The sequence below is a fragment of the Amycolatopsis sp. MEPSY49 genome (assembly GCF_051337345.1).
Taxonomy (GTDB): Bacteria; Actinomycetota; Actinomycetes; order Mycobacteriales; family Pseudonocardiaceae; genus Amycolatopsis.
Genome location: NZ_JBDLYJ010000001.1, coordinates 1,134,794 through 1,160,927, shown reverse-complemented (window position 1 = coordinate 1,160,927; position 26,134 = coordinate 1,134,794). Strand labels below are relative to the sequence as shown.

General features: G+C 71.4%; 23 protein-coding genes and 1 riboswitch. Of the genes, 10 read left to right on the top strand and 13 right to left on the bottom strand.

The features are described 5' to 3' along the window. Window positions 1-74: 74 nt before the first annotated feature. Window positions 75-3,236 carry a BTAD domain-containing putative transcriptional regulator gene (locus ABFJ78_RS05785; RefSeq protein ID WP_436384639.1) on the bottom strand — a complete coding sequence of 1,054 codons (3,162 nt, stop codon included), beginning with the start codon at window positions 3,234-3,236 and terminating at the stop codon, window positions 75-77. A gap of 147 nt (window positions 3,237-3,383) precedes the next feature. Between ABFJ78_RS05785 and ABFJ78_RS05780 the strand changes: the two genes are divergently transcribed. The 5 genes from ABFJ78_RS05780 to ABFJ78_RS05760 all read left to right on the top strand — a co-directional run bounded on the left by ABFJ78_RS05780 (window position 3,384) and on the right by ABFJ78_RS05760 (window position 7,529). Further along, window positions 3,384-4,817, top strand: coding sequence for a M1 family metallopeptidase (locus tag ABFJ78_RS05780; protein WP_436384638.1), 1,434 nt, complete (start codon window positions 3,384-3,386; stop codon window positions 4,815-4,817). 66 nt (window positions 4,818-4,883) lie between these two features. Beyond that, window positions 4,884-5,522 carry a pyroglutamyl-peptidase I gene (gene pcp / locus ABFJ78_RS05775; protein WP_436384637.1) on the top strand — a complete coding sequence of 213 codons (639 nt, stop codon included), beginning with the start codon at window positions 4,884-4,886 and terminating at the stop codon, window positions 5,520-5,522. Window positions 5,523-5,622: 100 nt separating this feature from the next. After that, window positions 5,623-6,003, top strand: a complete 381-nt coding sequence (locus ABFJ78_RS05770) for a hypothetical protein (RefSeq protein ID WP_436384636.1) — start codon at window positions 5,623-5,625, stop codon at window positions 6,001-6,003. Window positions 6,004-6,010: 7 nt separating this feature from the next. Further along, complete coding sequence (locus ABFJ78_RS05765) at window positions 6,011-7,072, top strand: hypothetical protein (RefSeq protein WP_436384635.1); 1,062 nt, start codon at window positions 6,011-6,013, stop codon at window positions 7,070-7,072. Then, window positions 7,065-7,529: a YbaB/EbfC family nucleoid-associated protein gene (locus tag ABFJ78_RS05760; protein WP_436384634.1), complete on the top strand. Its 465-nt coding sequence runs from the start codon at window positions 7,065-7,067 to the stop codon at window positions 7,527-7,529. The genes ABFJ78_RS05765 and ABFJ78_RS05760 overlap by 8 nt, the downstream gene beginning before the upstream one ends. 1 nt (window position 7,530) lies before the next feature. Here the strand turns inward: ABFJ78_RS05760 and ABFJ78_RS05755 are convergent, their stop codons facing one another. Together ABFJ78_RS05755 and ABFJ78_RS05750 are read right to left on the bottom strand one after the other, a co-directional pair. Then, window positions 7,531-9,246, bottom strand: a complete 1,716-nt coding sequence (locus tag ABFJ78_RS05755; RefSeq protein WP_436384633.1) for an Hsp70 family protein — start codon at window positions 9,244-9,246, stop codon at window positions 7,531-7,533. Between the two features lie 459 nt (window positions 9,247-9,705). After that, window positions 9,706-12,264 (bottom strand): ATP-dependent Clp protease ATP-binding subunit, encoded by a 2,559-nt coding sequence (locus ABFJ78_RS05750; protein WP_372669863.1) that lies wholly within the window; start codon window positions 12,262-12,264, stop codon window positions 9,706-9,708. A gap of 341 nt (window positions 12,265-12,605) precedes the next feature. Between ABFJ78_RS05750 and ABFJ78_RS05745 the strand changes: the two genes are divergently transcribed. Then, the gene (locus tag ABFJ78_RS05745; protein ID WP_436384632.1) at window positions 12,606-13,367 is read left to right on the top strand and encodes a (2Fe-2S)-binding protein; all 762 of its coding nucleotides are present in this window, start codon (window positions 12,606-12,608) and stop codon (window positions 13,365-13,367) included. A 302-nt stretch (window positions 13,368-13,669) separates the two neighbouring features. On the opposite strand, the gene ABFJ78_RS05740 is transcribed toward ABFJ78_RS05745, so the two are convergent. Next, on the bottom strand, window positions 13,670-14,239 hold the full coding sequence (locus ABFJ78_RS05740; protein WP_436384631.1) for a TIGR03086 family metal-binding protein: 570 nt from the start codon (window positions 14,237-14,239) through the stop codon (window positions 13,670-13,672). A gap of 63 nt (window positions 14,240-14,302) precedes the next feature. Here ABFJ78_RS05740 and ABFJ78_RS05735 point away from each other — a divergent pair, with 63 nt between their 5' ends. Beyond that, the gene (locus ABFJ78_RS05735) at window positions 14,303-15,136 is read left to right on the top strand and encodes an AraC family transcriptional regulator (protein WP_436384630.1); all 834 of its coding nucleotides are present in this window, start codon (window positions 14,303-14,305) and stop codon (window positions 15,134-15,136) included. Window positions 15,137-15,242: 106 nt separating this feature from the next. Here ABFJ78_RS05735 and ABFJ78_RS05730 read toward each other — a convergent pair whose 3' ends face one another. Further along, window positions 15,243-15,593 carry a histone-like nucleoid-structuring protein Lsr2 gene (locus ABFJ78_RS05730; RefSeq protein ID WP_086674451.1) on the bottom strand — a complete coding sequence of 117 codons (351 nt, stop codon included), beginning with the start codon at window positions 15,591-15,593 and terminating at the stop codon, window positions 15,243-15,245. Window positions 15,594-15,727: 134 nt separating this feature from the next. Beyond that, window positions 15,728-17,239 (bottom strand): lysine--tRNA ligase, encoded by a 1,512-nt coding sequence (gene lysS, locus ABFJ78_RS05725; RefSeq protein ID WP_372669855.1) that lies wholly within the window; start codon window positions 17,237-17,239, stop codon window positions 15,728-15,730. A gap of 77 nt (window positions 17,240-17,316) precedes the next feature. Here lysS and ABFJ78_RS05720 point away from each other — a divergent pair, with 77 nt between their 5' ends. From ABFJ78_RS05720 to ABFJ78_RS05710, 3 genes are all read left to right on the top strand, one after another. Further along, window positions 17,317-18,069, top strand: coding sequence for a methyltransferase domain-containing protein (locus ABFJ78_RS05720; protein ID WP_436384629.1), 753 nt, complete (start codon window positions 17,317-17,319; stop codon window positions 18,067-18,069). 27 nt (window positions 18,070-18,096) lie between these two features. Next, a riboswitch (guanidine-III (ykkC-III) riboswitch) is annotated at window positions 18,097-18,158 on the top strand. A 27-nt stretch (window positions 18,159-18,185) separates the two neighbouring features. Beyond that, on the top strand, window positions 18,186-18,491 hold the full coding sequence (locus ABFJ78_RS05715) for a DMT family transporter (RefSeq protein ID WP_436384628.1): 306 nt from the start codon (window positions 18,186-18,188) through the stop codon (window positions 18,489-18,491). A 75-nt stretch (window positions 18,492-18,566) separates the two neighbouring features. Further along, entirely contained in the window at window positions 18,567-19,001 is a 435-nt protein-coding gene (locus ABFJ78_RS05710) for a DUF6640 family protein (protein WP_436384627.1), read from the top strand. On the opposite strand, the gene ABFJ78_RS05705 is transcribed toward ABFJ78_RS05710, so the two are convergent. From ABFJ78_RS05705 to ABFJ78_RS05675, 7 genes are all read right to left on the bottom strand, one after another. Next, window positions 18,964-19,146 carry a hypothetical protein gene (locus ABFJ78_RS05705; protein WP_436384626.1) on the bottom strand — a complete coding sequence of 61 codons (183 nt, stop codon included), beginning with the start codon at window positions 19,144-19,146 and terminating at the stop codon, window positions 18,964-18,966. The two genes, ABFJ78_RS05710 and ABFJ78_RS05705, sit on opposite strands and share 38 nt — an antisense overlap. 75 nt (window positions 19,147-19,221) lie before the next feature. Further along, window positions 19,222-20,001 carry a type III pantothenate kinase gene (locus ABFJ78_RS05700; protein WP_436384625.1) on the bottom strand — a complete coding sequence of 260 codons (780 nt, stop codon included), beginning with the start codon at window positions 19,999-20,001 and terminating at the stop codon, window positions 19,222-19,224. A gap of 5 nt (window positions 20,002-20,006) precedes the next feature. Continuing rightward, window positions 20,007-20,504, bottom strand: coding sequence for an aspartate 1-decarboxylase (gene panD, locus ABFJ78_RS05695; RefSeq protein ID WP_436384623.1), 498 nt, complete (start codon window positions 20,502-20,504; stop codon window positions 20,007-20,009). A 9-nt stretch (window positions 20,505-20,513) separates the two neighbouring features. After that, window positions 20,514-21,419 carry a pantoate--beta-alanine ligase gene (gene panC / locus ABFJ78_RS05690; protein ID WP_436384622.1) on the bottom strand — a complete coding sequence of 302 codons (906 nt, stop codon included), beginning with the start codon at window positions 21,417-21,419 and terminating at the stop codon, window positions 20,514-20,516. After that, window positions 21,416-22,375, bottom strand: a complete 960-nt coding sequence (locus ABFJ78_RS05685) for a Rossmann-like and DUF2520 domain-containing protein (RefSeq protein ID WP_436385396.1) — start codon at window positions 22,373-22,375, stop codon at window positions 21,416-21,418. Before ABFJ78_RS05685 ends, panC begins: the two co-directional genes overlap by 4 nt. A gap of 90 nt (window positions 22,376-22,465) precedes the next feature. Continuing rightward, window positions 22,466-23,569, bottom strand: coding sequence for a PrsW family intramembrane metalloprotease (locus ABFJ78_RS05680; RefSeq protein ID WP_436385395.1), 1,104 nt, complete (start codon window positions 23,567-23,569; stop codon window positions 22,466-22,468). A 308-nt stretch (window positions 23,570-23,877) separates the two neighbouring features. Continuing rightward, window positions 23,878-26,109, bottom strand: a complete 2,232-nt coding sequence (locus ABFJ78_RS05675) for a DUF6779 domain-containing protein (RefSeq protein WP_436384621.1) — start codon at window positions 26,107-26,109, stop codon at window positions 23,878-23,880. Window positions 26,110-26,134 lie beyond the last annotated feature (25 nt).

Below are 26,134 nucleotides of genomic sequence, written 5' to 3'. Positions count from 1 at the left end.
AAAGGCGCGCGACACGGGGGTGACCCGCGCCAGGGGGAGCTGAAGGGGACGTTCGCCGGGGGCGAGCGTCCCCTTCAGCCGACTTCGGCCAGCAGCCACCCGATGGTGTCCTTTTTGGACATCGCACGGGACTCCTCGTAACGCGCGTCGTAGTCCGGCAGGGCCGCGCGCAGCTCTTCGATCAGCGCCCGCACCTCCGGGCTGCCGAGGTCGAGCCGGCCGCGGACCACCGCCGACGCGGCGAGCACCCGCGCCGCCTGCTCGGGACGTCCTTGCGCCGCGCGCACCATCGCCAGCAGCTCCACCGACCCGGCCAGGTCCGGCATGTCGCCGCGGCGGTTCGTCGCGCGGATCGCGATGGCCACGTGGGACTCGGCCTCGTCCGGGTGGCCCTCGGCCAGCAGGATCCGGGCTTCGAACGCGTGGATGAACTCGTCGCCGATCCCGCCGGGGAACCAGTCGTCGCCCCCGAACGCGGCGACGCGGTCGAGCAGTGTCCGCGCTTCGGCCAGCTCGCCGGTGCGCAGCAACAGCTCCAGCCGCCCGAACATCAGGATGGCCCGCTGCTGCGGGTTCGTGATGCCTTCGCCGTAGCGCTCGGCCGCCTCCTGGTCGCGCCACGCACCCTCGAAGTCCCCGGTCCGCGCCCGCTCGACGGACAGCCGCCACCAGTGCTGCACGGCGTCCTCGTGCGAACGCAGCTCCATCGACAGCGCCAGGCCCTGCTGGTAGATCTCGATGGCTTTCGCGCTTTCGCCGTCCTGGGACAGCGCGTAACCCTTGAAGCTCAACGTCATCGCGGTGCCCCAGCGGTCGCCGACCTCCGCGAACCCGGCGTGGGCCAGGTCGCGCGCCCGGTCCGCGCCCTCGACGTCACCCGCGTCGTCGAGCAGGAAGCTCTCCACCCAGTGGCCGCCGGCCCGCGTCCACGGATCGGGGTGCTGCGCGGCCCGGTGCACTTCGCGCACGGCGACCTCGCGGTCGCCGCCGAGGAAGGCCAGCATCGGCAGGGCCACGGCGAGCCCGGGATACCGGTCGACGGCGTCCGTGCGCACGCATTCGTCGACCAGCCGCAGGATCTCGGACTGGTCCGAGCGCACCGGGACCGCGTCCATGAGGTAGATCAGCGCGTGGTAGGCGGCCGACACCGCCGGCGGCAGCCGGTCGCCGAACGCGAGGGTCTCGCGCAGCAGCCCGCCGACCCGGCCGCCCTGGCCGAGGATGGTGAGGTACCAGAACATCCCGTCCAGCAGCGCGACCGCGTTGTCCACATCGGACATCTCGATCGAGCCGCGCAGGGCCGCGATCATGTTGTCGCTCTCGGCCTCGAACGCGTCGATCGCCTTCAGCTGCTCGGCGGTGCGCAGCGTCGGCTCCAGCCCCTGCGCGAGGTCGGCGTAGTACGACGCCATCGCGCGGCGCGTCCGGTCGTGCTCGCCCGACTCGATCAGCCGCTCGGTGGCGTACGCGCGCAGCGTCTCCAGCATCCGGTACCGCGGCTCGCCGCGGCCGCCGTCGATGGTGTCCACAATGGACTTCTCGACCAGGCTGCCGAGGACGTACGGGACGTCGGCGGCGGGCAGCAGCTCGTCCGCGCAGACGGCCTCGATCGGCTCCAGCTCGGCGCCGCCGGCGAACACCGCGAGCCGCCGGGCCAGCACCAGCTCGGCCTCGGTCAGCAGGTCCCAGCTCCACTCGACGACCGCGCGCAGGGTCCGCTGCCGCGGCAGCGCCGTGCGGCTGCCCGAGGTCAGCAGCCGGAACCGGTCGCCGAGCCTGCCGGCGATCTGCGCCACCGTCATCGACCGCAGCCGCGCCGCGGCCAGCTCCAGCGCGAGCGGCATCCCGTCGAGCCGGCGGCAGATCTCGCCAACCTGGTCCACAGTGGACTCGTCGAGCACGAAGTCGGGCCGCACGGCGGCCGCGCGGTCGAGGAACAACCGCGTCGAGTCGAGCTCGGCGGCCTCCGCGGGCGCGGCGCGCTCCGCGGGCACCGGCAGCGGGCCGAGCGGGCAGAGCGCCTCGCCGGTGATCGCGAGGGGCTCGCGGCTGGTGGCCAGGATCCGCAGCCGCGGCGCCCGCTGCAGCAGCTCGTCGGCCAGCCGGGCGGCGGCGTCGACGACGTGCTCGCAGTTGTCCAGCACCAGCAGCGCTTCCGCGCCGCCGAGCGCTTCGAGGGCCTGCTCGACGGGGTCGAGCGGACGGCGGATCTCGGTGTCGGTGCTGCGGATGTCCCGGATCTCCAGCGCGCCCAGCAGCGCGCCGCCGAGGTCGTCGGGGTCGCGGACGCCGGCCAGCGCGGCGAACCAGACCCGGCCCCGCTGGTGCGCCGGGTGCCGCGACGCCGCTTCGGTGGCCAGCCGCGTCTTGCCCGCCCCGCCGGGTCCGGTCAAGGTGACCAGCCGGGCGCCGCCGAGCAGCTCGGCCAGCAGCTTGAGCTCGTCGTCGCGGCCGATGAACGTGGTGAGCCGGGTCGGCAGCCGGTCGGTCACCGGCGACGGCGGCGCGAACTCGCCGCGCAGCGCGGCCAGGTGGATCTCCTGCAACTCGGCCGACGGGTCGACGCCGAGCTGGTCGGCCAGGGTGCGGCGGATGCCGGAGTAGACGCCCAGCGCCTCCGACTGCCGCCCGGCCGCGCACAGCGCGCGGATCCGCAGCCCGGCCAGCCGCTCGCGCAGCGGGTCGGCGTCGGCCGCGGCGGCCAGGTCGGCGAGGACGGCGGCGTGCTCGCCCAGCCGGATCAGGGCGTCGAAGCGGTCTTCGGCCGCCTCGGCCCGCAACTCGGTGAGCCGGCGGGCGGGCGCCGGCGCGAACGGCGCGTCGAGGACGTCGGCGAGCGCGCCGCCCTGCCACAACGCGAGCGCCTCGGCGAGCAGCTCGGCCGCGTAGGCCTCCCGGCCCGCGGTCAGCTCGCGGCGCCCCTCCGCGGCGAGCCGTTCGAAGCGCTCGGCGTCGACGTCCTCGCGGGCCACGGCGAGCCGGTAGCCGCCGGGGCCCGATTCGACCGGCACCGGCAGGGCCTTGCGCAGCCGCGAGACCAGCGACTGCAGGGCGTTGGCGGCGTCGGCGGGCGGTTCGCCACCCCAGAGTCCGTCGACGAGCGCGTCGGCCGGGACCGCGCGCCCGGCGTCCAGCGCGAGCCGGGCCAGGAGCATGCGGAGGCGGGCGCCACCGATGTCGATCGGCGTGCCGTCGTCGTTCACCGCCCGCAGCGGGCCCAGCAGCGCAACGCGCATGCGTCCAGCTTTCCAGACGACACCCGGGCAGCGGGGCGGGCCGACGTAAGTGCTGATTATCCGGACAAAAGCGACGGGCCTCTTCGAACCATGCATTCGTGGCGATACGTTGCGGACGAGGTCCATCCGATACGGACAGGAGCGTTCATGAGGGGAAAGAAACCGGCCGTGGTCGCGGCCGCCGTGGTCGCCAGCCTCTGCCTCGGCACCGGCGTCGCCGCGGCGGGCGACGGCTGGGGCCCGGCGCGGCCCGGCAGCGACGGCGCCGGGGACAGCTACTACCCGCAGGACGGCAACGGCGGCTACGACGTCGCCGACTACAACCTCAAGGTCACCTACGACCCCGCGTCGCACCAGCTCACCGGGAACGAGGACATCGCCGTGCGGGCGACCCAGTCGCTCAGCTCGTTCAACCTCGACCTGCACGGCCTGACCGTCGACTCGGTGAAGATCGACGGCCGGAGCGCGCGGTTCGCCCGGACCGGCGACCACGAGCTCGTCATCACGCCGTCGCGCGCCCTGCGGCGCGGCCAGAACTTCAAGGTCAAGATCGCCTACCACGGCGTGCCCGCGCCGATCAGCGACCCGGCGCTCGGCAACAACGGCTGGCAGTACGCCCAGGCGGGCGGCGCGTTCGTCGCCGGCGAGCCGAAGTCGGCGACCACCTGGTACCCGGTCAACGACACCCCGCTCGACAAGGCCACGTTCCACCTCGCGATCACCGTGCCCGACGAGTGGGGCGTGATCGCCAACGGCCGTGAGAAGCCGTCGATCAAGACGCCGGACGGCACCACGCACGTCTGGGCCGAGGAAACGCCGATCGTGCCGTACATGACGACGGTCGCGATCGACAAGTGGACCTTCGACAGGCAGAAGCGCAAGGACGGGACGCCGATCGTCAGCGCGTTCGCCCCGGGCGTGCCCGACTCGACGAAGCAGGCCGAAGCGCGGCTGCCGGAGATCCTCGACTTCCTCGAGTCGAAGTTCGGCAAGTACCCGATCGACGCGGCGGGCGGCATCTTCCTCAACGAGCAGATCGGCTTCTCGCTGGAGACGATGAGCCGGCCGATCTACTCCGCGGGCTGGGCCGGCACGGTCCCGACGATCGTCCACGAGAACGCCCACCAGTGGTACGGCGACTCGGTGGCCGTGGCGCACTGGCGGGACGTCTGCCTGAACGAGTGCTTCGCCTCCTACGCCACTTGGCTGTGGGACGAGGGCAAGGAAGGCGTCGACCTGAACAAGCAGTACGCGGACGACGTCAAGAAGGCGTCGACGGCGTTCTGGAACGGCAAGCTGTACGACATGGGCGCCGGCCAGGAATTCACGTACGTGTACTCCAAGGGCCCGATGATGCTGCACGCGCTGCGCAACTACGTCGGTGAGCAGGCCTTCTCCAGGGTGCTCAAGACGTGGCCGTCACTCCACCGCGACGGGAACGCGAGCATGCAGGACTTCCAGCGGTACACCGAGCTCGTCGCGCACAAGAACCTGCAGGGGTTCTTCGACGCGTGGGTGTACGGCGCCGGCAAGCCCGCCGACCAGTACCTGTTCCCGGGTGGGCTGAAGCCCGCCGCTTGATCCGATGGTTCGTGAAGGCCACCCCGCGGTCGTAGGGTGGCCTTCACGGCGTTTCGGAGGTGGGGCATGGCGAAGGTGCTGATGACGGGGTTCGCGCCGTTCGGCGGCGAGTCGGTGAACCCGTCCTGGCAGGCGGTTTCCTTGCTCGGCGCGCGCCGGGACGACGTCGCGGCGGTCGAGCTGCCGTGCGAGTTCGCGGCGTCGCTGCCCGCGTTGCGCGCGGCCTTCCTCGAGCACCGGCCGTCGCTGGTGGTGTGCGTCGGCCAGGCGGGCGGCCGGCTGGAGGTGACCCCGGAGCGCGTCGCGATCAACCTGGTCGACGCGCGCATCCCGGACAACGCGGGCGAGCAGCCGGTCGACGTCCCGGTGGTCCCGGACGGCCCGGCGGCGTACTTCACGACGTTGCCGGTGAAGGCGTGCGTGGCGGCGATCCGGTCGGCGGGCGTGCCGGCGTCGGTGTCCCACACCGCCGGGACGTACGTGTGCAACCAGGTCTTCTACGGCTTGATGCACATGCTGGCGGAATTCCCGGGAGTGCGCGGCGGGTTCGTGCACGTGCCGTTCAGCCCGGAGCAGGTCGCGGCGTCGGGCCAGGCCGCGCCTTCGCTGGGGGTGGACCGGATCGCCGACGCGCTGGAAGCGTTGGCGGACACGGCGTTGGCGACGGCGGAGGACATCGCGGTCAGCGCGGGCGCGGAGCATTGACCACGGCCGTGATCTGACGCACACCGTCACCGAATCCCCCTGTCGGGCGACCGAACGGTGGTTGCATGTCCGGACGACTGCCCGGAAGAAGAGGTGAACGATGATCGGGTTCGAGACCGACCTGCAGGATCTCCGCGACTCCGCCCGCGCGCTGGCCGGCGCCGCCGAGGCCGCGGAAACCGCGTCGAGCGGCCTGCGCGGGACCGATGTGCCGGTTTCCTCGGACGGTGGCGGGATCTTCGGCGGTATCACCGGGATGCTGCCCGTGCAGAACGCCTTCGGCCGGACGCTGGGGATGCCGGAGGTCGCCAAGGCCTACAACGACCACCTGGCGAAGATCCAGAAGCTGGTCGCTCAGCTGCACCAGACCACCGCGGACACCAGCCACGCGCTGATGCGGGTCGCGGAACTGTACGAGAAGGCCGACCAGGACTCGAAGCAGCACGTCAACCGCGCGGCCGCGGGCCTGGAAGCGAACTGAGGGAACCATGGACGGCTACTTCGACACCGGCCTCGACGCCGAACCGATGTCCAGCGGCGCGGATCGCCGCGCCGAGCTCCTGGAAGGGATCTCCGAGGACCTGAAGGAGGGCGCGAACGACGCGCTGGACGCCCTCGACGTGCTGCGGACAACCGACTTCCTGCTGTTCGGCTTCGACGACTCCAACGAGAACGTCCGGAAGATGCAGGACGAGATCGCCGGGGTCTACCGCGAGTTCTCCGACGCCGACATCGACCACGAGTCGGCTTCGGGCCTGCAGCACCTGATCATGAACCACGACGCCGTCTGGAAGCAGCTGCAGCGCGACTCGAAGCCGAAGCTCGACGACGCCCGGCAGTTCCTCGAGGTGTGGCGCGGCTCGGCGGCGAACGCCGTCAAGGCTTACCTGAACGACCTGGCCGACACCTTCACCGAGGTCGAAACCAAGATCACCGTGCTGGAAAGCGGTGTCGTCGCGGCGCGCGAGGCCATCGCGTCGGCCCGGCAGGACCTGAACAGCCTCGGCGCCACGTTCAAACAGACGGCGGAGGACTACAAGAAGGAGCAGGACCGCAAGCGCGCGGCGGCCGGGTCGAAGGTGCTCGCGGCGACGTTCGCGGGCGCGGTCACCGGGCTGCTCGCCGTGGCCACCGGCGGCGCGGGTGCCGCGGCGGGCGCGTCGATCTTCACCGCCGCCAACGGCGCGCTGGTCGCCGGCAACGCCGCGGGCGGCGCGATCACCGCGATCGTGGCCAACCAGGCGGAGATCAAGGGCGACAACGCCATGGACCTGTACGGCAGCTTCATGGACAGCGCGGGCAAGATCCGCGACGCCGCCGGCGAAGCCGCCCACACGCTGGCGAACCGCATCGGCGACGAAGCCGTCGACCTGCCGGCGATCCCCGACGCGCCGGACGTCAGCCCGGGGTCGAGCTTCGACCCGGACAACTTCGAGACCGACCACACTTCGCGTCGGACCGAGAAGAACGTGCGGGACGCGAACGTCGACATCGCGCCGGACGGGCAGGTGTCCAGCGGCGCAACGCACGCCGGGAGGCTGGATGGCTGACCGCGAGGCCCTGTTGGCCGAGCTGTCCGCGCTGTCGGCGACGGCGACGTCCGCCGACGGCGCCGTTTCGCTGTCGGTCAACACCGACGGCGTGCTGACCCGGCTGCGGCTCACCGACGCCGTCTCGGGGATGACGCCGGCCGAGATCGCGGACGCCGTGCTGCGGACGTACATCGACGCGCAGCGGGAGTCGGCGCAGCGGACCGGGCAGCTGCTGGCGCAGGTCGGCACCGGCGGCTACCTGATGGACCGGCTGCGCTGGCGGATGCAGTTCGAACCGACGCCGCCTCCGGTTTTCGCGCCCGATTCTGCTGCTGCTCCCCCTGCTTCTTCGGAGAAGGACGACGCCGTGCTGAAGGACCGGTCTTCGGACGCCCCGCCCGCGGCGCCGCCGGCCGGACCGGTCGCGGACGACGACTGGTACGACAAGGGAATGCGGCTCGGCAAGGCCTGGTGAGTCAGGACGGCTTGAGGTCGCTCCTGAAGAACCCGAGGAGCTCGTCCACGCGGCCGCCGCGGACGTCGAGCGAGACGTAGAGCGCCGCTGCCCGGCGGTCTTCCGCGCCGAAGAGCACGATGGCGGTGACGCTGCCGGCCCCGGCGACGTACCGGCCGTGCAGCCCGCCGCCGTCCCACGTGCCGCGTTCGACCTCGCCACTGCCCATCTGCAGCTTCGCGCCCGCCTCGACGTCTTCGACGGTCACGCCCTGGTAGTAGCTGACGACGTCGCCGCGGCCCAGCCCGCAGCTGACCGCGGCCTGGGCGTGCACCAGCTCGGCCACCTGGTCGGCCCGCACGCAGGTCGCGCGGTCCGGGACGGTGCCGGCGAGCGAACGCAGGCAGGGCGTGAAACCGGCCTGGTCGCGCTGGGCCGTCGTCGTACAGTCCACTGTGGACTGAGCCGCGGAGCGGCTCTGGTTGACGAGCACGACGACGGTGACCACGATCGCGACGACGACGAGCACGGCCAGCGCGATCAGCCACGGCTTGGTGTCGCGGCGCTTCGGCGGCGGCTGCGGCGCGTACCGGACGGCTTGCGGCTGTTGCCACTGCTGGGGTCGCGGCGGGGCCACGGGCGGGCGGACCGGCGCGAAGGCGGGCACGGTGAGGTCGGAGGCGCTGCCCAGCGGGACGTGGTGCAGCCCGAAGGCGACGGCCGTCTCGGGCTGGTCCTGCGTGGTCGGCGTGACGCCGAGCTGGCGCGCGAGCAGCCTGGCCAGCAGCGGCATCCGGCTCGGCCCGCCGACGAGGTAGACGCCGGCGAGCTGCGCGGGGCTCAGCCCGGCCCGGCGGATCGTCGCGCCGAGCAGTTCGGCGCTGCGGAGCAGGCTGGGGCGCACGAGCGCTTCGAGCTCGTCGCGGCTGACCAGGACATCCCCGAACGGCTCGGGCATCGGCACGTGGGTCTGGGTGTGGCGCGAGAGGCTTTCCTTGGCGTCACGGACGTCCTGCAGCAGCGCGCGCCGGGTACGGCGGTCGGCGGTGGACTGCGGGCGGAGAAGCCGTTGCCACTGCGCGGGATCGGCGTGCGAGACGGACCGTCCGATGTGGACGAGCAGCGCCTGGTCGATGTCGAGGCTGCCGAGATCGGGCAGGCCGTCCTCGGCGAGCACGGCGAAGCCCTGCCGCGTCACCCCGACGACGGCGCAGTCGAAGGTGCCGGCGCCGAGGTCGTAGACACCGATGGGCCCGGCGAGCCGGTGCCCGATGCTGGCGTAGTGCGCGGCGGCGGCAACGGGTTCCGGGACCAGCCGGACATCGGCGAGGCCGGCCTTGGCGGCGGCGGTCCGGACGGCGTCCTGCCGGGTGGCGCCCCAGCCGGCGGGGTGCGAGATCCGCGTCTGCCCGGGCGACCGGCCGAGCTGCCGTCCGGCTTCCTCACCGATCCGGCGCAGCACGGCGGCGAAGGCGTCGGTGACGTCGACCTTCGTGCCGCCGAGGTCCAGGGTGCCTTCATCGATGCGCCGCTTGGGGTTGGGTTCGAAGCGACTGGGATCGAGCCGCGCCCGCCGTTCGGCATCCTGCCCGACGACGAGGAGGCCGTCATCGTTGACGAAGACGGCGGAGGACATGGTGACCGAGCCGTCGACTTCGATGGCCCGCGGGCCGCGCCCGAAGGCGGAGAGGACGCCGACGGTGCTGGAAGTCCCGAAGTCGATCGACAGCACGTCCACAGCGGTCCCCTCCCAAGCCCCGCGGGCATCGTCTCACGGGCTGGGGAGGCGGCGTCGCTCAGGCGCAGACGTCCCGCTCGGCGGTCGAGACGGTGACGTCGTGATCATCGAAATCCGCGACGCCCGTCCTCTCGAAGCTTAGCCAGGCGAAACCCGAGCACGTAAGCCTCGGTGGCCTCACGTGCGGCGGTACGAGCAGCCTCGACGTCCCGGCCGGTCGCCCGGTCGACGGCCGCCTTGTCCGCCTTCACTTCCTTCCAAGTCCGGCTCATCTCGTCAGCCCTCCTCTCCGTGCCGCAGGTGGTCTCGGACGGCCGAGGCGAGGACCCCACGAGGAACATGCCGATCGCCACTTCGACCCGATCCGCGCGACGCCAATGTCCGCCTCGCTCCCCAAAAGCGGGAAGGGCGGCTCCCCCGAACCGGGGGAACCGCCCTTCCTACGTGCCGCTCAGCCGATCACTCGCTTTCGGCTTCGCCGCTCTGCTCCTCGTGGCCCGCGCCGATGCTGACCGGCGGGGCGTCCGGGACCGACGACGGCTTGCGCTCACCGCGGAAGGTGAACCGGGCCTGGTCGTCCTTGTCCTCGGGGTTGCCGCTCCAGCCCTCGACGTCGACCAGGATGATCTGACCCGGCTCGACCTCGCCGAACAGGATCTTCTCCGACAACTGGTCCTCGATCTCGCGCTGGATCGTGCGGCGCAGCGGCCGCGCACCCAGCACGGGGTCGAACCCGCGCTTGGCCAGCAGCGACTTCGCCTTCGCCGTCAGCTCCAGCTCCATGTCCTTGGCGCGCAGCTGCGTCTCGACCCGGCCGATCATCAGGTCGACCATCATGATGATCTGTTCCTGCGTCAGCTGGTGGAACACGATGATGTCATCGATCCGGTTCAGGAACTCCGGGCGGAAATGCTTCTTCATTTCCTCGTTGACCTTCTGCTTCATCTTCTCGTACCGGGTGCCGGTGTCGTTGGACCCGGCGAACCCGAGCGAGACGGACTTCGAGATGTCCGACGTGCCCAGGTTGGACGTGAAGATGAGGACCGTGTTCTTGAAGTCGACCGTGCGACCCTGACCGTCGGTCAGGCGGCCGTCCTCCAGCACCTGCAGGAGCGTGTTGTAGATCTCCTGGTGCGCCTTCTCGATCTCGTCGAACAGGACCACCGAGAACGGCTTGCGACGCACCTTCTCCGTCAGCTGGCCGCCCTCTTCGTAGCCCACGTAGCCCGGAGGGGCACCGAAGAGCCGCGAAGCGGTGTAGCGGTCGTGGAACTCACCCATGTCGATCTGGATGAGCGCGTCGTCCTCGCCGAACAGGAACGAGGCCAGCGCCTTCGACAGCTCGGTCTTACCGACACCCGACGGGCCGGCGAAGATGAACGAGCCCGACGGGCGCTTCGGGTCCTTCAGACCGGCACGCGTACGGCGGATCGCCTGCGAGACGGCCTTGACCGCGTCCTCCTGGCCGATGATGCGCTTGTGGAGCTCCTCCTCCATGCGCAGCAGCCGGGTGGTCTCCTCCTCGGTCAGCTTGAACACCGGGATGCCGGTCCAGTTGGCCAGCACCTCCGCGATCTGCTCGTCGTCGACCTCGGCGACGACGTCGAGGTCGCCGTCCTTCCACTGCTTCTCCCGCTCGCCCTTCTGGCCGAGGAGCGTCTTCTCCTCGTCACGCAGGCGGGCGGCCCGCTCGAAGTCCTGCGCGTCGATCGCGGACTCCTTGTCGCGGCGGACGTTCGCGATCTTCTCGTCGAACTCGCGCAGGTCCGGCGGCGCGGTCATCCGGCGGATGCGCATCCGCGCGCCGGCCTCGTCGATCAGGTCGATCGCCTTGTCCGGGAGGAACCGGTCGTTGATGTACCGGTCCGCCAGGGTCGCGGCGGCGACCAGCGCCGAGTCGGTGATCGAGACGCGGTGGTGCGCCTCGTACCGGTCGCGCAGGCCCTTGAGGATCTCGATCGTGTGCTCCAGCGACGGCTCGCCGACCTGGATCGGCTGGAACCGGCGCTCGAGGGCGGCGTCCTTCTCGATGTACTTGCGGTACTCCTCGAGCGTGGTCGCGCCGATCGTCTGCAGCTCACCGCGGGCGAGCATCGGCTTCAGGATCGACGCCGCGTCGATCGCGCCCTCGGCGGCACCCGCCCCGACCAGTGTGTGCAGCTCGTCGATGAACAGGATGATGTCGCCGCGGGTCTTGATCTCCTTGAGCACCTTCTTCAGGCGCTCTTCGAAGTCACCGCGGTAGCGGGAGCCGGCGACCAGGGAGCCCAGGTCCAGCGTGTAGAGCTGCTTGTCCTTGAGCGTCTCGGGCACCTCGCCCTTGACGATGCTCTGCGCGAGGCCCTCGACGACGGCGGTCTTGCCGACGCCCGGCTCGCCGATGAGCACCGGGTTGTTCTTGGTCCGGCGGGACAGCACCTGCATGACCCGCTCGATCTCCTTGCCGCGCCCGATGACCGGGTCGAGCTTGCCCTCGCGGGCGAGCACGGTCATGTTGCGGCCGAACTGGTCCAGGACCAGCGACGACGACGGGGTGCCCTCACCACGGCCGCCGGAACCGGTCTCGGTGGACTCCTTGCCCTGGTAGCCGGACAGCAGCTGGAGCACCTGCTGGCGGACGCGGTTCAGGTCCGCACCGAGCTTGACCAGGACCTGCGCGGCGACGCCTTCGCCCTCGCGGATCAGGCCCAGCAGGATGTGCTCGGTGCCGATGTAGTTGTGGCCGAGCTGCAGCGCCTCGCGCAGCGACAGCTCCAGCACCTTCTTCGCCCGCGGCGTGAACGGGATGTGCCCGCTCGGCGCCTGCTGGCCCTGGCCGATGATCTCTTCGACCTGCTGGCGCACGCCCTCCAGGGCGATGCCCAGCGACTCCAGCGCCTTGGCGGCGACACCCTCACCCTCGTGGATCAGACCCAGGAGGATGTGCTCGGTGCCGATGTAGTTGTGGTTGAGCATCCTGGCCTCTTCTTGAGCCAGGACGACCACCCGCCTCGCGCGGTCGGTGAACCTCTCAAACATGTGCACTCCCTCGACTGCTGCGCCGGCGGCCCGTTTCCATCGTGCTTTCACCGCGATGGATTCAGCACCGTGAGACCACTCTAGTAGCCAACTCGTCGCACTGGCGTACCACTGGGGCTCTTCGTGGCCTTTTCCGCACCCGGACGTGGGGTCTGCCGGGTGCTTCCATCTTCAGGTTGCCCTGCACCTTTACGTCAACCCCAACGTGCGGGCGGCCACCCGGATTCCGCCGTTCGCGCGGTGTCCGCTCACCGCGAACAATCCGCAACCTGGGAGTGACCGGGGTGACAGCCACCCGATCGGCGCAATCCATTAGGTTAGGCACGCCTAAGGAGGACGTCGTGACGCAGCCGAGCACCCGCGAGACAGCGGACGGCCTCGCGCCGTCCCTGCGGCGGCTCGACCTGCGGCGGGACGTCCCGGAGACCGGCATCCGCTGCTCGGCCGCCCTGGCGGGGTTCCTGGGCGAGTGGCGTACGCGCCTGACCGCCTGGCTGCGGCGCGAGTACGGCGAGGCCCCGCCGCGGACCGCCGACGCGTACCTGGTCGCGTGGTACCTGCACGTTCCGGCCCAGGTCGGCGCCCTGCTCCTGCACCACGAGCGGCGAGTGCCCTCGCTCCGGCCCGCCGACCTGGCCTTCCGCCTCGGCGTCGAGCAGCCGTACCCGGACGCGCTGGCGGTACTCGGCGACGGGTTCTGCTGCCTGCCGACCGACCCGGCCTCGGCCGCCCGGGGCGCGACGGTGGTCCGCGACGAGCGGGCCCTGGCGGCGGTCCTCCGGGCCCGCTACACGGCGCACGCCGCCGAGTTCGTCCAGGCGTACGGGCCCCACAGCCCCTTCGGCCGCCGGACGCTCTGGGCCGCGGCGACGGACGCCCTGGAGAGCGCCTTGTGGGGCGCGGCCCGGACCCCGGAGGCCGAAGGCGCCGCCGTCGCGGACGCAGCCCTGGTGCTCGACGCGCGCTACCCGCCGCTGACGTCCGCTTCGACGTTGCGACTGGCGAACCGGGAGTGGACCCGGCGGCGGGAGAGCTGCTGCTTTTCGTACCTGCTCCCGGCCGAGTCCGAGTGCGACGGCTGCCCGCGCACCTGCGCCCGGTAGCCCCAGCCCCCTCAGACAGCCCCCGCCCGTCCCTGCAGGGTCCCGGCAAAGTCAGGTCAGCGCGGCCGATCCGGTCGCCCGCACGTCATGAAAGGGTCGTTCACCTCGTCAGACGACATGAACGACCCTTTCATGACATCGCCGCGACGCCGGGCAGACCGCGCGGCCACGACTTTGCCGGAGCCCTGGCCCGTCCCTGGGGGCGTCCCCGTCCCAGTCTATCGGCGCCCCCGACAAAACCGGCCGATCACCGCCCGAGCACCCGCAGTTGTCCACATCCGAGTACCCCTGTGGACAACCCGTCAGGCGGTCCACCCCGGATCCCGCCCGGAAGCTCCCAGCGCCCGCTCCAGCGGCGACGCGTCCTCAGGCACCGCCACGGCCTCCCCGTAGACGCCCCTCGACCGCGCCTGCTCACCCATGGCCACCGCGGACTCGTACACCGCCGTCGCCGCCTCCGGGGCGCACCGCAGCTCCTGGCCACTCGCCCGAGCCAAGTCCCACCCGTGCAGGACGAACTCGCCCAGCACCATGTCGCCGACCACCGCGGCCGGCAGCTCGGCCGTCCCCAGCGCCGTCGTCCCCTCCCACGCCGCAGGCGTCCCGAACACGTCCACCAGCGTCTCCGTATGCTTCTCCAGCGCCGCCCGCCAGTCCGCCGTCACCAACCCCGCCGAAGCCTCGGCCACCGACGGCTCCGGCGGAGCCTCCCGACGACCCGCGGCGACGAGCCACGGGCCCCAGTACAAGAGGTGGTTGAGCAGCCCGCGGACGTCGTAACCCGCGCACGGCGTCGGGGCGGACAGGTCGGCCGCCGCGTGGGCGATCCGGAGGAACTCGGCCGCGGCGGGCCGGATGTGCGAAGCGCTCATCCCGCGATCCAATCCGGGCGCCGTCGGGCCGTCTTGAAGGAACGCGACAGCTACCGTTGTCCCGTGGGCGAGCACCGGATCCCGCGCGGCATCGTGGCCGAGGCCACCGCGCGCACGATGTTCACGTTGAACCGATACGCACCCGCGCCCGAGCTGGCGGAATTCGTCGACTACCACTGGGTGCTGCACTGGGACCTGCGTGGCAAACCGGCCCACGACCAGCGCGTCCTGCCGAACCTCGCGGTGCACGCGACGTTCTTCCCCGGCGCGTCCGGCGTCCACGGCCCGGCGCACGACGTCTTTTCCCACCGCCTCGAAGGACGCGTCCAGGGCTTGGGTGTGCGTTTCCGCCCGGGGTGCTTCCGCGCGTTCCTCGGTGCCCCGGTGAGTGACATCGCCGACCGCGCTGTCCCGCTCGCGGACGTTTTCGGACGGAAGGCGATCGACGCCGCGGAATCGGTGCAGAACGCGGCGGACGACGCGCAAATGGTCCGCGCGATCGACAACTTGCTGATCGCAAATCCCGTCGAGCTCTCGCCGGCCGCGCGGCGGGCCGCCGAGGCCGTGGAATCAATCGCGCGCGACCCGGGAATTACCCGGGTGGCGCAACTGTGCGCGGATACTGGACTAACCACCCGGTCCGTACAGCGGTTGTTCGCCGAACACGTCGGCTGCACCCCCAAGTGGGCGATCCGGATATACCGCCTCAACGACGCCGCGCAGCGGATCACCACCGAAGGTGAGCCGGATTACGCCGGACTGGCGGTTCGGCTGGGCTATAGCGACCAGTCGCACTTCATCCGCGATTTCCGCGCCGTCACGGGCCAGCCGCCCGCGGAGTACGCCCGGACGGCGCGGGCGGACAGCGAACGGACACCGGACAACGATCGGACATGAAGAAAGCCGCCGGGCGAATTCGCCCGGCGGCCTCGGCTGTACCCCGCTTCGAGGAGTTTCCGGCCGGCCCGGTGACCTGCGCGCACCCGGACCGGCGGAAGGGTCCTCAGTTCTTCTTGTGGTAGGCGTCGACGACCTCGGACGGGATCCGGCCCCGGTCCGAAACCGCGTAACCGTTCTTGCGCGCCCACGCGCGAATGGCCTGGTTCTGCTCGCGGTCGACGGCCGCCGGACGGGACGGGCCCTTGCCCGCGACCGGACGCACCGAAGCGCGCTTGCGGCCACCCGCGCGACGCGCGTGCTCGACGTACTGGGCGAGCGCGTCCCGCAGCTCCTCGGCGTTTTCCGAGGAGAGGTCGATCTGGTAGCTGACGCCGTCCAAACCGAACTCGACGGTCTCTTCCGCCTCGCTGCCGTCCAGGTCGTCGACCAGCGAGACGAGCACCTTCTGTGCCATCCGATTCCTCCTGCGGGGACTTGCGCAATGATCTGGTTACGGGGCGAGCCCCGGACAGAAGACTTTGTCTAGAACATTAGTACCCGCTTCCGGAGGACAGCGCAAATCTCATATGGATAACCGACACTGCCGGGTTATTCGGGTCGCACGAGCGGGAAGAGGATCGTCTCCCGGATACCGAGACCGGTCAGCGCCATCAGGAGCCGGTCGATCCCCATTCCGACACCGCCGCTGGGCGGCATTCCGTACTCCAGGGCGCGGAGGAAATCCTCGTCGAGCCGCATGGCTTCGCTATCGCCCTGCGCGGCCAGCCGGGACTGTTCGGTGAGCCGTTCCCGTTCGACGACCGGATCGACCAGCTCGGAGTATCCGGTGGCGAGTTCGAATCCGCGCACGTAGAGGTCCCACTTCTCGGCGACGCCGGGCCGCGAGCGGTGCTGCCTCGTCAATGGCGACGTCTCCAGCGGAAAATCACGCACAAAGGTGGGGGCGTGCAGGTGATCTCCGACGAGGTGTTCCCACAGTTCCTCGACGAGCTTCCCGTGGCCGAGCTTCGGATCCACTTCCAGGCCCCTGGCCTGCGCGAATCCGTGCAGTTTGGCGGCCGGCGTCTCCGGCGTCACCTCTTCGCCGAGGGAATCGGACAACGACTCGTACATTCCGAGTGTGGTCCATTCGCCGGAGAGGTCGTACTCCGAACCGTCGGGCAGGGTGACGACCTGGGTGTCCAGCACCGCCTGCGCGGCCTCCTGGATCAGCTCGCGGGTCATCACCGCATTGGTGTCATAGGTGGCGTACGCCTCGTAGTACTCGAGCATCGCGAACTCCGGCGAGTGCGAGGAGTCGCTGCCTTCGTTCCGGAAGTTGCGGTTGATCTCGAAGACCTTTTCGATGCCGCCGACGACGCAGCGCTTGAGGTAGAGCTCCGGCGCGATCCGCAGGAACAGCTCCATGTCGAACGCGTTCGAGTGCGTGACGAACGGGCGGGCCGCGGCGCCGCCGTGCAGCGTCTGCAGCATCGGCGTTTCGACCTCGGTGAACCCGCGGCGGTGGAACGACTCCCGCAGCGACCGGACCACGCCGGCGCGCGTGCGCACGACGTCCCGCGCCCGCGGGCGCATGATGAGGTCGACGTAGCGCTGGCGGATCCGGGTCTCTTCGGCCAGGTCCTTGAAGGCGTTGGGCAGCGGGCGCAGCGCCTTCGACGTGATGCGCCACGCGTCGGCCATCACGGACAGCTCGCCGCGCTTGGACGTGATGACCTCACCCTGCACGAAGACGTGGTCGCCGAGGTCGACGTCGGACTTCCACGCCGCCAGCGCGTCCTCGCCGACCTTCGCCAGGCTGATCATGGCCTGCAGCTCGGTGCCGTCGCCCTCGCGAAGGCTCGCGAAGCACAGCTTGCCCGTGTTGCGCAGGAACATCACCCGGCCGGTGACGCCGACGGTCACGCCGGTGGCGGTGTCGACGGGCAGCCCCTCGTGCGCCGCCCGCACCTCGGCGAGCGAGTGCGTCCGAGGTACCTCGACCGGGTAGGGATCGATACCCTCCGCGAGGATCCGGTCGCGCTTCTCCCGGCGCACCCGCATCTGCTCGGGCAGTTCGTCTTCGGCGGGCACGCTGGTGGAAGCGGGGTTTTCGGTCATGGCCCATAGGGTACGAACTCGGCCGCGCGCTACGCCAACCGGATTACCTTTCCTTTCCGTCCATTAACCTGGGCCGGGTGAGTGATCCCACGCGCGCCCGCCGGGCGGCTTCGTTCGGCAGCCGGGCCGCCGCATACGCCGAGCACCGGCCCGGCTACCCGCGGGAAGCGATCGAATGGGGCCTTTCGGGCGCTCGCGAGGCACCGCGGCGCGTACTCGACCTGGGTGCCGGAACGGGCAAGCTCACCCTTGGCCTGGCAGAACTCGGGCTCGACGTCACGGCGGTCGAACCCGACCCGGAAATGCGCGCCGAACTGGGGCGAGTGGTGCCGTCGGCGACGTCGCTGGCGGGCCGCGCGGAACGGATCCCGTTGCCCGACGCGGCCGTCGACGCGGTTTTCGTCGGCCAGGCGTTCCATTGGTTCGACGTGCCGGCGGCGATGACGGAGATCGCGCGGGTGCTGCGCCCGGGCGGCGTGCTGGTGCCGATGTGGAACTACGAAGACGAATCGGTGCCGTGGGTGGCGAAGTTCACCGAACTCGGCCGCGAGGGCGCCCGCCGCACGGCGGCCGTAGACGATTTCCGGCAGGTGGCGCACCCGGAGTTCGAACCGTTCGAAAGCGACCGGTTTCGCCATGTGCAACGGCGGACGGCGGAGAGCCTGCTGGAAACGATCGCGACGTATTCGAGGGTGATCGTGTCGGCACCGGAGGAGTCGACGGCGCTGCTGGCGACGCTGCGCGAGTTCCTGGCTTCGAATCCGGCGACGGCGAGCGGCGAGTTCGACCTGCCGCTGATTACGTGGGGACTGCGCGCCCGGCGCCGCTGAGACATTTTTTGTCATGCTAGCTTCGGAAGGGACGTCGCCCGACGTCCCGGACGAGCGCGTCGTACCCGGTCAGGACAAGACGGCGCAGTGTGGACAAGCACTGCGAAAGGGTTTTCATGTCCTGGTTGGTCCTGATCCTGTCCGGAATCCTGGAAACGGTGTGGGCGGCGGCGCTCAAGGGGTTCTTCAAGCCGGCTTCGGTGGTGACGTTCGCGGTCGCACTGGTGCTCAGCATGAGCGGACTGGCGTACGCGCTGCGCGAAATCCCGCTGGGGACGGGGTACGCGGTGTGGGTCGGCATCGGCACGATCGGCACGGCGCTGTACGGGTTGGTCGCACTGGGCGATTCCGCATCGGCGGCGCGGCTCACGTGCCTGGGGTTGATCGTCGCGGGCGTAGTCGGGTTGAAACTGCTGCACTGACCCGGGCTCGACCTTCCGCACGGCGCACCACTACCGCCTTGACCTCGATCAAGCTGGAGGTTCGATACTGCGGAGATGAGCAGGAAATCGTTGGGGCGAGCGCTGATCTCGCTGACGTCACTCGTGACCGCGGTCGGCCCGTACCGGGCCGACTGGAACGAAACCCACGTGCACAACCCCGCTTGGCCGCCGCACGCGAAGTTCCACAACGGGCAGACCATGAGCCTCGGGCTCGCGCTGGGCGTCACCAGCCTCTGGCAGCTGTGGCGGGCGCCGACCCGCGCCGGGCTCGACGCCGGCGCCGCGCTGGCCTCGCTGTACTGGCTCACGCAGATCTCCGCGCTCGCCTACCCGGGCTCGAAGGCCGTGGACCCGCCGGGTGAGGCGCGGTTCCCGCAGGCCAAAGTGGCCTTCCCGGCGTTGGCGGTGACGGCCCTCGGGTACGTCCTCGAACGGCGGCGGCTGACCAAGCTCACCGCGGGAAGTACGGCCACAGCGTCGCCGCGGTGATCCGGTCGAGGACCCGATCCGGCAGCACGCGCACCAACCACGGCAGCAACCCCGCGTCCCGCCCGATCGCGTAGCGCGTTCGTGGCCGGCGCGCCGTAGCCGCGTCGGCCACGAGCGCGCCCGGCATCGCCGGGCTCGAAATCACCGGCCACCTGGCCACGGAAAAATGGGGCGTCGACGGCGAAGAACTCGTGCGCACGCTCGTCGGCGCGACCACAAACTAGGGCCGGATGTTCCGCTCGTAGACCAGCCGCAACCCCAGCAGCGTCAAATCCGGGACGTGGTCGGTGATCGTCTCCGACTCGCTGATCACCAACGGCGCCAACCCGCCGGTCGCCAAGACCGCGACCGGTTCCGTCCCGCTCGGCGACAGCTCGCGGACGATCCGCCGCACCAGCCCGTCCACCTGCCCGGCGAACCCGTAGAGGATCCCCGACTGCAGGCACTCCACGGTGTTCTTGCCGATCACCGACCGCGGCGGGACCAGCTCGACCTTCCGCAACGCCGCCGCGCGCAACGCCAGCGCGTCCACCGAAATCTCGATCCCCGGGGCGAACGCGCCGCCGAGGAACTCGCCGCGCGCCGAGATCGCGTCCACATTGGTCGACGTGCCGAAGTCGACCACCACGCACGCCGTTCCACTGTGGAGGTGGTGCGCGGCCAGCGTGTTCGCCAGCCGGTCCGCGCCCACCTCCTTCGGGTTGTCCACCAGCAGCGCCACACCCGTGCGGACGCCCGGCTCCACCACGATCTTCGGCACGGCGGCGTAGTACCGCGTCAGCATCACGCGCAGTTCGCGCAGCACCGCCGGCACCGTCGACAAAGCACTGATGCCCGTCACGGAATCCGCGTGCGGGCCCAGCAGGCCGCGCACCGTCAACGCCAGCTCGTCGGCCGTGATGCGCGCGTCCGTCCGCATGCGCCAGTCGCCCACCAGGTCGTGGCCGGACCAGAGCCCCAGGACGATGTTCGTGTTGCCGACGTCGACGGTGAGCAGCAAGCGGGTCAGCTTTCCGCGTGCAGCAGCGCGTCGAGGCGGCGGGCGTCGGCCGTCTCCGCGACCGGGAACACCGCCGTCTCCTCCTCGGGCGGCAGCGTCACCGTGCCGGACAGCAGCCCCGACCCCTCCGGCGCGTAGCCCGGGTCGGCGTGCCGGTGGACGATCCGGTTGTCGGCGTCGACGAACACCACGCGCGGTTCGTACGTCGCGGCTTCGGCGTCGTCCATCTGCCCGTAGGAGATGAGGATGACCAGGTCGCCCGGGTGCACCAGGTGCGCCGCGGCGCCGTTGATGCCGAGCACGCCGCTGCCGCGCTCGCCCTTGATGACGTAGGTCTCCAGCCGCGCGCCGTTGGTGATGTCCACAATGGACACCTGTTCGCCCGGCAGCAGGTCCGCGGCCTCCATCAGGTCCTCGTCGACCGTCACCGAGCCGACGTAGTGCAGGTCGGCCTGGGTCACGGTGACGCGGTGGATCTTCGACTTGAGCATGGTGCGGTACATGTTGGACTCCTATTCCCCTGCGTCCAGCCGCTCCGGGTGCTCGACAGCGGCGCCGAGCAACACCGGAACGTTGTCGATCAGCCGGGTACTCCCCACCCGGGCCGCGATCAACAAGCGTGCTTCACCATCGACGGGCGCGGGCCCGAGGTCGGTTCCCCTCAACTCCAGGTAATCCACCTCGACCGCGGGCCGCGCGGCGAGGGTCTTCCACGCGGCCTCGAGGACCGCCTCGGCACCGTCGCGCCCAACGAACGCCCCCGCGGTGAGGGCGGCCGACAGGACGACGGCGTCTTCGCGCTGCTCGGGCGTCAGGTAGACGTTGCGCGACGACAGCGCCAGCCCGTCGCGCTCCCGCACGGTCGGCACGCCGATGACGTGCGTGTCGATGTTCAGGTCGCGCACCATCCGCTTGATCAGGACCAGCTGCTGGTAGTCCTTTTCTCCGAAGAGGGCGTAGTCGGGGCGAAGCAGGTTGAACAGCTTCGCGACGACCGTCAGCACGCCGGCGAAGTGCCCGGGCCGGGCCGCGCCCTCCAGCTCGTCGCCGAGCGGGCCCGGGTGCACGGTCACGACCGCACCCTCGCCGTAGAGGGCGTCGGCGCTGGGCGTGAACGCGATTTCGACGCCGTCCTCGCCCAGGACGGCCAGGTCGTTCTCCAGCGGCCGCGGGTACGCCTCGAAGTCCTCGCCCGCGCCGAACTGCAGCGGGTTGACGAAGATCGAGGTGGCCACGACGTTGTTCGGCAGCCGCTTCGCGCGGCGGATCAGCTCGCGGTGGCCGGCGTGCAGCGCACCCATGGTCGGCACGAGCGCCAGCTTGCGGCCGACGCCGTGCAGAGCCTTGCTGACCTGGCTCATCTGCTCCGGCGACGCGAACGTGTTCAACGTGCCGCGGCTGAATTTCGGTGTGGTCACTGGTCTTGCTGCCCTTCGGCGGGATCGTCGAGGAGTTCGGTGAGGTCTTTGGCGGCCGCGGTGTCCAGCAGCCCGGCAGCCGACGAACGCGCCACCGTGCGCCTGGCCAGCGCGCGATAGGCCGGCTCCACCTCCGGCGCCCGGTCCGCCAGCACCGCGAGGTGCTTGCGGACGGTGCCGAGATCGCCACGCGCGACCGGCCCGGTGAGGGCGCGGTCGCCGTGTCGCAGCACATTATCCAACGCCGCCGAAAGCAGTGGTGCCACCAGGCGCTCGGAATGCCCGATTCCCGCTTCCCGCAAGACTTCCGCGCAGTCGGCGACCAGCGTCATCAGGTGGTTCGCGCCGTGGGTCAACGCAGCGTGGTAGAGCGCTCGCGCGGAGTCGGGGATGCGCACCGGCTCGGCGCCCATCTCGACCGCGAGCGCCTCGCCGACGTTCCAGGCCGCCTCGTCGTCGGCCGCCGCCGTGACGCCGATGCTGCACGCCGCCAGCCGCTCGAGGTCCTCTTCGCGGCCGGTGAACGTCATCACCGGGTGCAGCGCGAGCGCCAGCGCGCCGACGTCGGCCGCGGGGGCGAGCACGTCGATGCCCTGCGCGCCGGAGGTGTGCACGACGATCTGGCCGGGCCGCAGCGACTCGGTCGCGACGAGCCCGCGGACCATGCCGGCCAGCGCGTCGTCGGGAAGGGCGAGCAGCACCAGGTCCGCCTGGCGGACGGTTTCGTCGGGCGGCAGCAGGGGCACGTCGGGGAGGAGGCGTTCGGCACGGGCCAGCGACGCGGCGGACAGCCCCGACGCGGCGACCACGGTGTGTCCCGCCCGGGCCAGCGCGGCACCGAGCACACTGCCCACCCGGCCGGCGGAGACGACGCCGACCGCCAGGCGAGCGGGCCTCATCATGGCGTGCGCCTGTGGACGCTCATGGCTGGCAGACTCCCTCTGCTCTCGTTCCAGTCCCTTTCCGGGTACCGGACGAACGGCGCGAGACTAACTCGATTGAGCGCGATGCGTTGAGCCCGGGTGACCAGCTTCACCCGGACCGGGTCACCCTCGGGCGGCCTCGTCGGCGAGGCGCGTCGCCTCCGCGCGGGCGGCCTTCAACGTGCGCAGCAGCTCCTGCTGGCGCTGCCGGTCGGCGTCGCTCGTGAGCTCCTGACGGTCCAGGAACGCGAGCTCGGTCACGCTGGCCTGGTAGACGGCGACGGCCTTCGCGGCGCGCTTGCCGGACTGGCGTTTCGCCTGCCGCCGCCAGGCGCGTCGCCCGGGCAGGCTGGCCAGCAGGTCGACCTCGGACGGCGCGATCCACCGCGCGGCGGCCATGTGCGGCAGGGCGGCGGCGATGATGCGCTGCTCCCGCCGTCGTTGCAGGACGACCAGGTAGACCACGCCGAGGAACAGCGGCAGCATGATCAGGAAGTAGACGGTGAGGAACTTCGACCCGCCGAGCAGCGCGGCACTGTTCCACAGCGCGTGCAGGCAGACGGCGGCGAGGTAGCCGGCGACCGGCGCGACGACCCGCATCGCCTTCGTGGTCGTGCGCGCGGCGATGCCGATCCCGATGCCGGTGAGCACGGCGAACAGCGGATGCGTGAAGGGCGCGAGGACGCCGCGGAGGAAGAACGCCGTGATGACGCCCTGGCTGTGCCCGTCCCCGAAGCCGTAGTCGGCGAACGCGCGGCCGAAGTAGTAGATGTTCTCGGTGAACGCGAACCCGGCGGCGCTGAACCCGGCGTAGACGACGCCGTCCACGACGCCGTCGAACTCGTCCGAGCGGCGCCAGAGCATGAGCACGACGAAGAGGGCCTTCGCGGCTTCCTCGACGACAGGCGCGGAGATGAGCGCGGCGATGGTGTTGCCGCTGCCCGAGCCGAGCAGCTCGTCCCCGACGGCCTCGGCGGTGGTGTTGATGAGCAGCGCGGTGATGGTCGCGATGCAGGCGCCCCAGGCGAAGGCGAGCAGCAGGAACTTGGCCGGTTCGGGCTCCCAGCGGTCGACCCAGAGGAACCCGGCGACGACCCCGGCGACCGGCACGAGCGCGGCGAGCACGCCGATGGTGACGGCGAGCGGGCCGACCCGCGCGGTGGCCAGGCCGAAGAGGAACAGGCCGCAGAGGGCGACCACGATCAGGCCGAGCACCGGCAGCAGCACGGTGATCCGGCGAGGCCGCCGTCCCCGGTCGAGTCCCGTCGCGGGCGAGAGGGTTCCGCTCACAGCCGGTCACCCTACGCAGACCGGACAGGAAGAGAAACGCCACCTGGCACACATGGCGCGGGTTCAACCTGCCGGGGGCTTCGGGTGCGCCCCAAGGCGGCCTTGGTTGCGTTGAATCGACGCAGCGGCGCGAAGCGCCTCCGTTGAGGGCGGTGGTGGGGGCATGGGAGGAGCACCCAAGGTGGCCTTCGGTGCGTCTCACGCACCGAAGGCCACCTTGGGGCGCTTGGGTCCCGACCGGCGCGTCAGTCCTCCGCGCGGCGACGGCGGCGGGGCGTCGAGCCCGTTCCGCCGTTCGCGGCCAGCAGCTCGCTCACCGAGCGGCCCGCCGTGTGCGAACCGCTGCCCGGGGGCGCCTCGGCCGACCGGCGGCCGTTGCGGGCGTGGCCGTTGCTCGCGCCGTTGTGGCCGTTGCCGTTCTGCTCCACGTCCGCCGGGTCGACCGGGGCCATGTTGCGGCGCGACATCGACGCCCGCTCGGCGACCATGCCCTCCCACGCCGGGGGCTCGCCGTCCGGGCGACGGCGGCGGCCACCGCCCGTCGGCTCCGGCGGCGCGGCGGGCACGGCCGGCAGCTGCTGCGACTCGTCCGGCTTGCGGCGACGGCCACCCGAGCGGCCCTGGAAGTTGCGGACCGACTCCGGCAGCGTCGGGTTCGCCATCGGCGCGTCGGTCTGCGCGGCGTCGGCGGGCGCGCGGTGCGAGCCCCCGTGGCGCGACGCCGGCTCGTCGAGGATCGGCGACATGTCCGCCCGCGAGAACTGCTCCAGCCGCGACGGACGGCGCCCGTCGGCGGCCGGGACCGGCGTCGTCGGGGGCACCACCGGCGGCAGGTTCGTGCGCGACGGCTGCCGCGACGCCGGCGCGTTGTTCGGCACCGGAGTCGTCGGCGGGACGACCGGGAGGTCGCGCCGCGACGCCGTGGCGTCCCGCGGCATCGGCGGCGTCTTCGGCTCCGGCGGCTTCGGCCGGTTCGGCCGCTGGCGCTCGGCGAAGTCGTCGCGGTTCTGGAAGGCCGCGCTCAGGTCGGTCACCGGCCGGATGTCCGACCGCGACATCTCCGACGGCTTCACCGGCGGAGCGGGGCGGGCGGGCGCCGGCCGCGGCGGCTCCGGCGGCTTGGGACGCGCACCGTTGCCGACGCGCGGCAGGTCCGGCCGCGACATCTCCACCCGCGGGATGTCCGGACGGGACATCTCGACGCGAGGGATGTCGGGACGCGACATCTCGACGCGCGGAATCGCGGGCATCGAGCGTTCGACGCGCGGAATGTCGGGGCGCGACATCTCCACCCGCGGAATCGCCGGCATCGACCGCTCGACCCGCGGGATGTCGGGCATGGAGCGTTCGACGCGCGGGATGTCCGACCGCGAGACCTCGGCCGGGCGCGGCGCGTCGACGCGCGGCAGGTCGGGACGTGACATCTCGGCGGGCCGCATCGCCGGCCTCGACAGCTCCGCCCGGCGTGCCGGCGGCGGCTCGGGACGGCGGATCTCCGTCTTCGGCTCCGGCGCGCGGCGGATCTCGGTCTTCGGCTCGGGCCGCGGCACCTGGCGCGTCGGCTCGGCGGCGGCCTCGGGACGGCGCTCGGGCTGGTTGCCGGCGACCTCGTCCGGCTTCGGCAGCCGCATCGGCTGCGACTCGGCCTGGCGGCGGGCCGCCTCGGCGCGCAGCTCGGCGGCCTTCAGCTCGCGCTGCGCGGCGTTCAGCGCCGGGTCGACCGCCGGCACCGGCGGCCGGCGTTCGCTCAACGGCGTCGGCCGCGAAATCTGCTGGGTGCTCTGCACGGAGACGTTCGCCGGGGTCTTGGGGACCGGCTTGCCGCCGAAGCCCTTGCCCTTGCCGAGGCCCTTGCCGTTCGCGGGCTTCCCGCCCGACGCCTTGCGGCGCCGCTCGTCGAGCACGCGGTCGATCAGCTCGGTCGGCCGCTCGCCCGCCTCGGCCGGCTTCTTCCCGGCCATCAGCTGAGCGGGCCGCTTCTTCGGCGCGCCGTCGGTGACCATGCGGTTCTCGTCGGAGAGCTTGCGCATCCGGGTCGCCTGCGCGGTCAGCGCGACGCGTTCGAGCAGCACCTCGCCGCCGAACAGCGACTGGAGGCTGTCGCGCAGCGCGGAGACTTCGGCGCGCAGCGCCTCCAGCTCCTCGCGGCCCTTGGAGTCGGCCGCGGTGCGGTTCTCGGCCTCCACCTCCAGCTCGAATTCGCGCCGGGCCGCGATCTCGCGTTCCAGCTCCAGTTCGTACACAGCCTGCGCCTCGGCGACCGCGTCCTCGCTCTGTGCCGCGTGCTTGCGGTACTTCACGGCGAGGAAAGCGCCGATCAGGGCGGCCCAGAGGGCGGCGACGATCCCGAGCCGGAGATAGCGGAGATCGTCGCTGAGCACCAGTGCGAGGGTGGCTCCGATGGCGAGGACGAATCCGACGACGAGCCACGGCCTGCCCAGTAGGCGGCCGCGCGAGTCGTCACCCACGCCGGTCATGCCTGACACCGTACCTGCTCGTAAT

Coding starts and splice junctions, on each gene's coding strand:
- ABFJ78_RS05785 (WP_436384639.1), bottom strand. CDS start 3,236: ATGCGCGTTGCGCTGCTGGGCCCGCTGCGGGCGGTGAACGACGACGGC.
- ABFJ78_RS05780 (WP_436384638.1), top strand. CDS start 3,384: ATGAGGGGAAAGAAACCGGCCGTGGTCGCGGCCGCCGTGGTCGCCAGC.
- pcp (WP_436384637.1), top strand. CDS start 4,884: ATGGCGAAGGTGCTGATGACGGGGTTCGCGCCGTTCGGCGGCGAGTCG.
- ABFJ78_RS05770 (WP_436384636.1), top strand. CDS start 5,623: ATGATCGGGTTCGAGACCGACCTGCAGGATCTCCGCGACTCCGCCCGC.
- ABFJ78_RS05765 (WP_436384635.1), top strand. CDS start 6,011: ATGGACGGCTACTTCGACACCGGCCTCGACGCCGAACCGATGTCCAGC.
- ABFJ78_RS05760 (WP_436384634.1), top strand. CDS start 7,065: ATGGCTGACCGCGAGGCCCTGTTGGCCGAGCTGTCCGCGCTGTCGGCG.
- ABFJ78_RS05750 (WP_372669863.1), bottom strand. CDS start 12,264: ATGTTTGAGAGGTTCACCGACCGCGCGAGGCGGGTGGTCGTCCTGGCT.
- ABFJ78_RS05740 (WP_436384631.1), bottom strand. CDS start 14,239: ATGAGCGCTTCGCACATCCGGCCCGCCGCGGCCGAGTTCCTCCGGATC.
- ABFJ78_RS05730 (WP_086674451.1), bottom strand. CDS start 15,593: ATGGCACAGAAGGTGCTCGTCTCGCTGGTCGACGACCTGGACGGCAGC.
- lysS (WP_372669855.1), bottom strand. CDS start 17,239: ATGACCGAAAACCCCGCTTCCACCAGCGTGCCCGCCGAAGACGAACTG.
- ABFJ78_RS05715 (WP_436384628.1), top strand. CDS start 18,186: ATGTCCTGGTTGGTCCTGATCCTGTCCGGAATCCTGGAAACGGTGTGG.
- ABFJ78_RS05710 (WP_436384627.1), top strand. CDS start 18,567: ATGAGCAGGAAATCGTTGGGGCGAGCGCTGATCTCGCTGACGTCACTC.
- panD (WP_436384623.1), bottom strand. CDS start 20,504: ATGTACCGCACCATGCTCAAGTCGAAGATCCACCGCGTCACCGTGACC.
- ABFJ78_RS05675 (WP_436384621.1), bottom strand. CDS start 26,109: ATGACCGGCGTGGGTGACGACTCGCGCGGCCGCCTACTGGGCAGGCCG.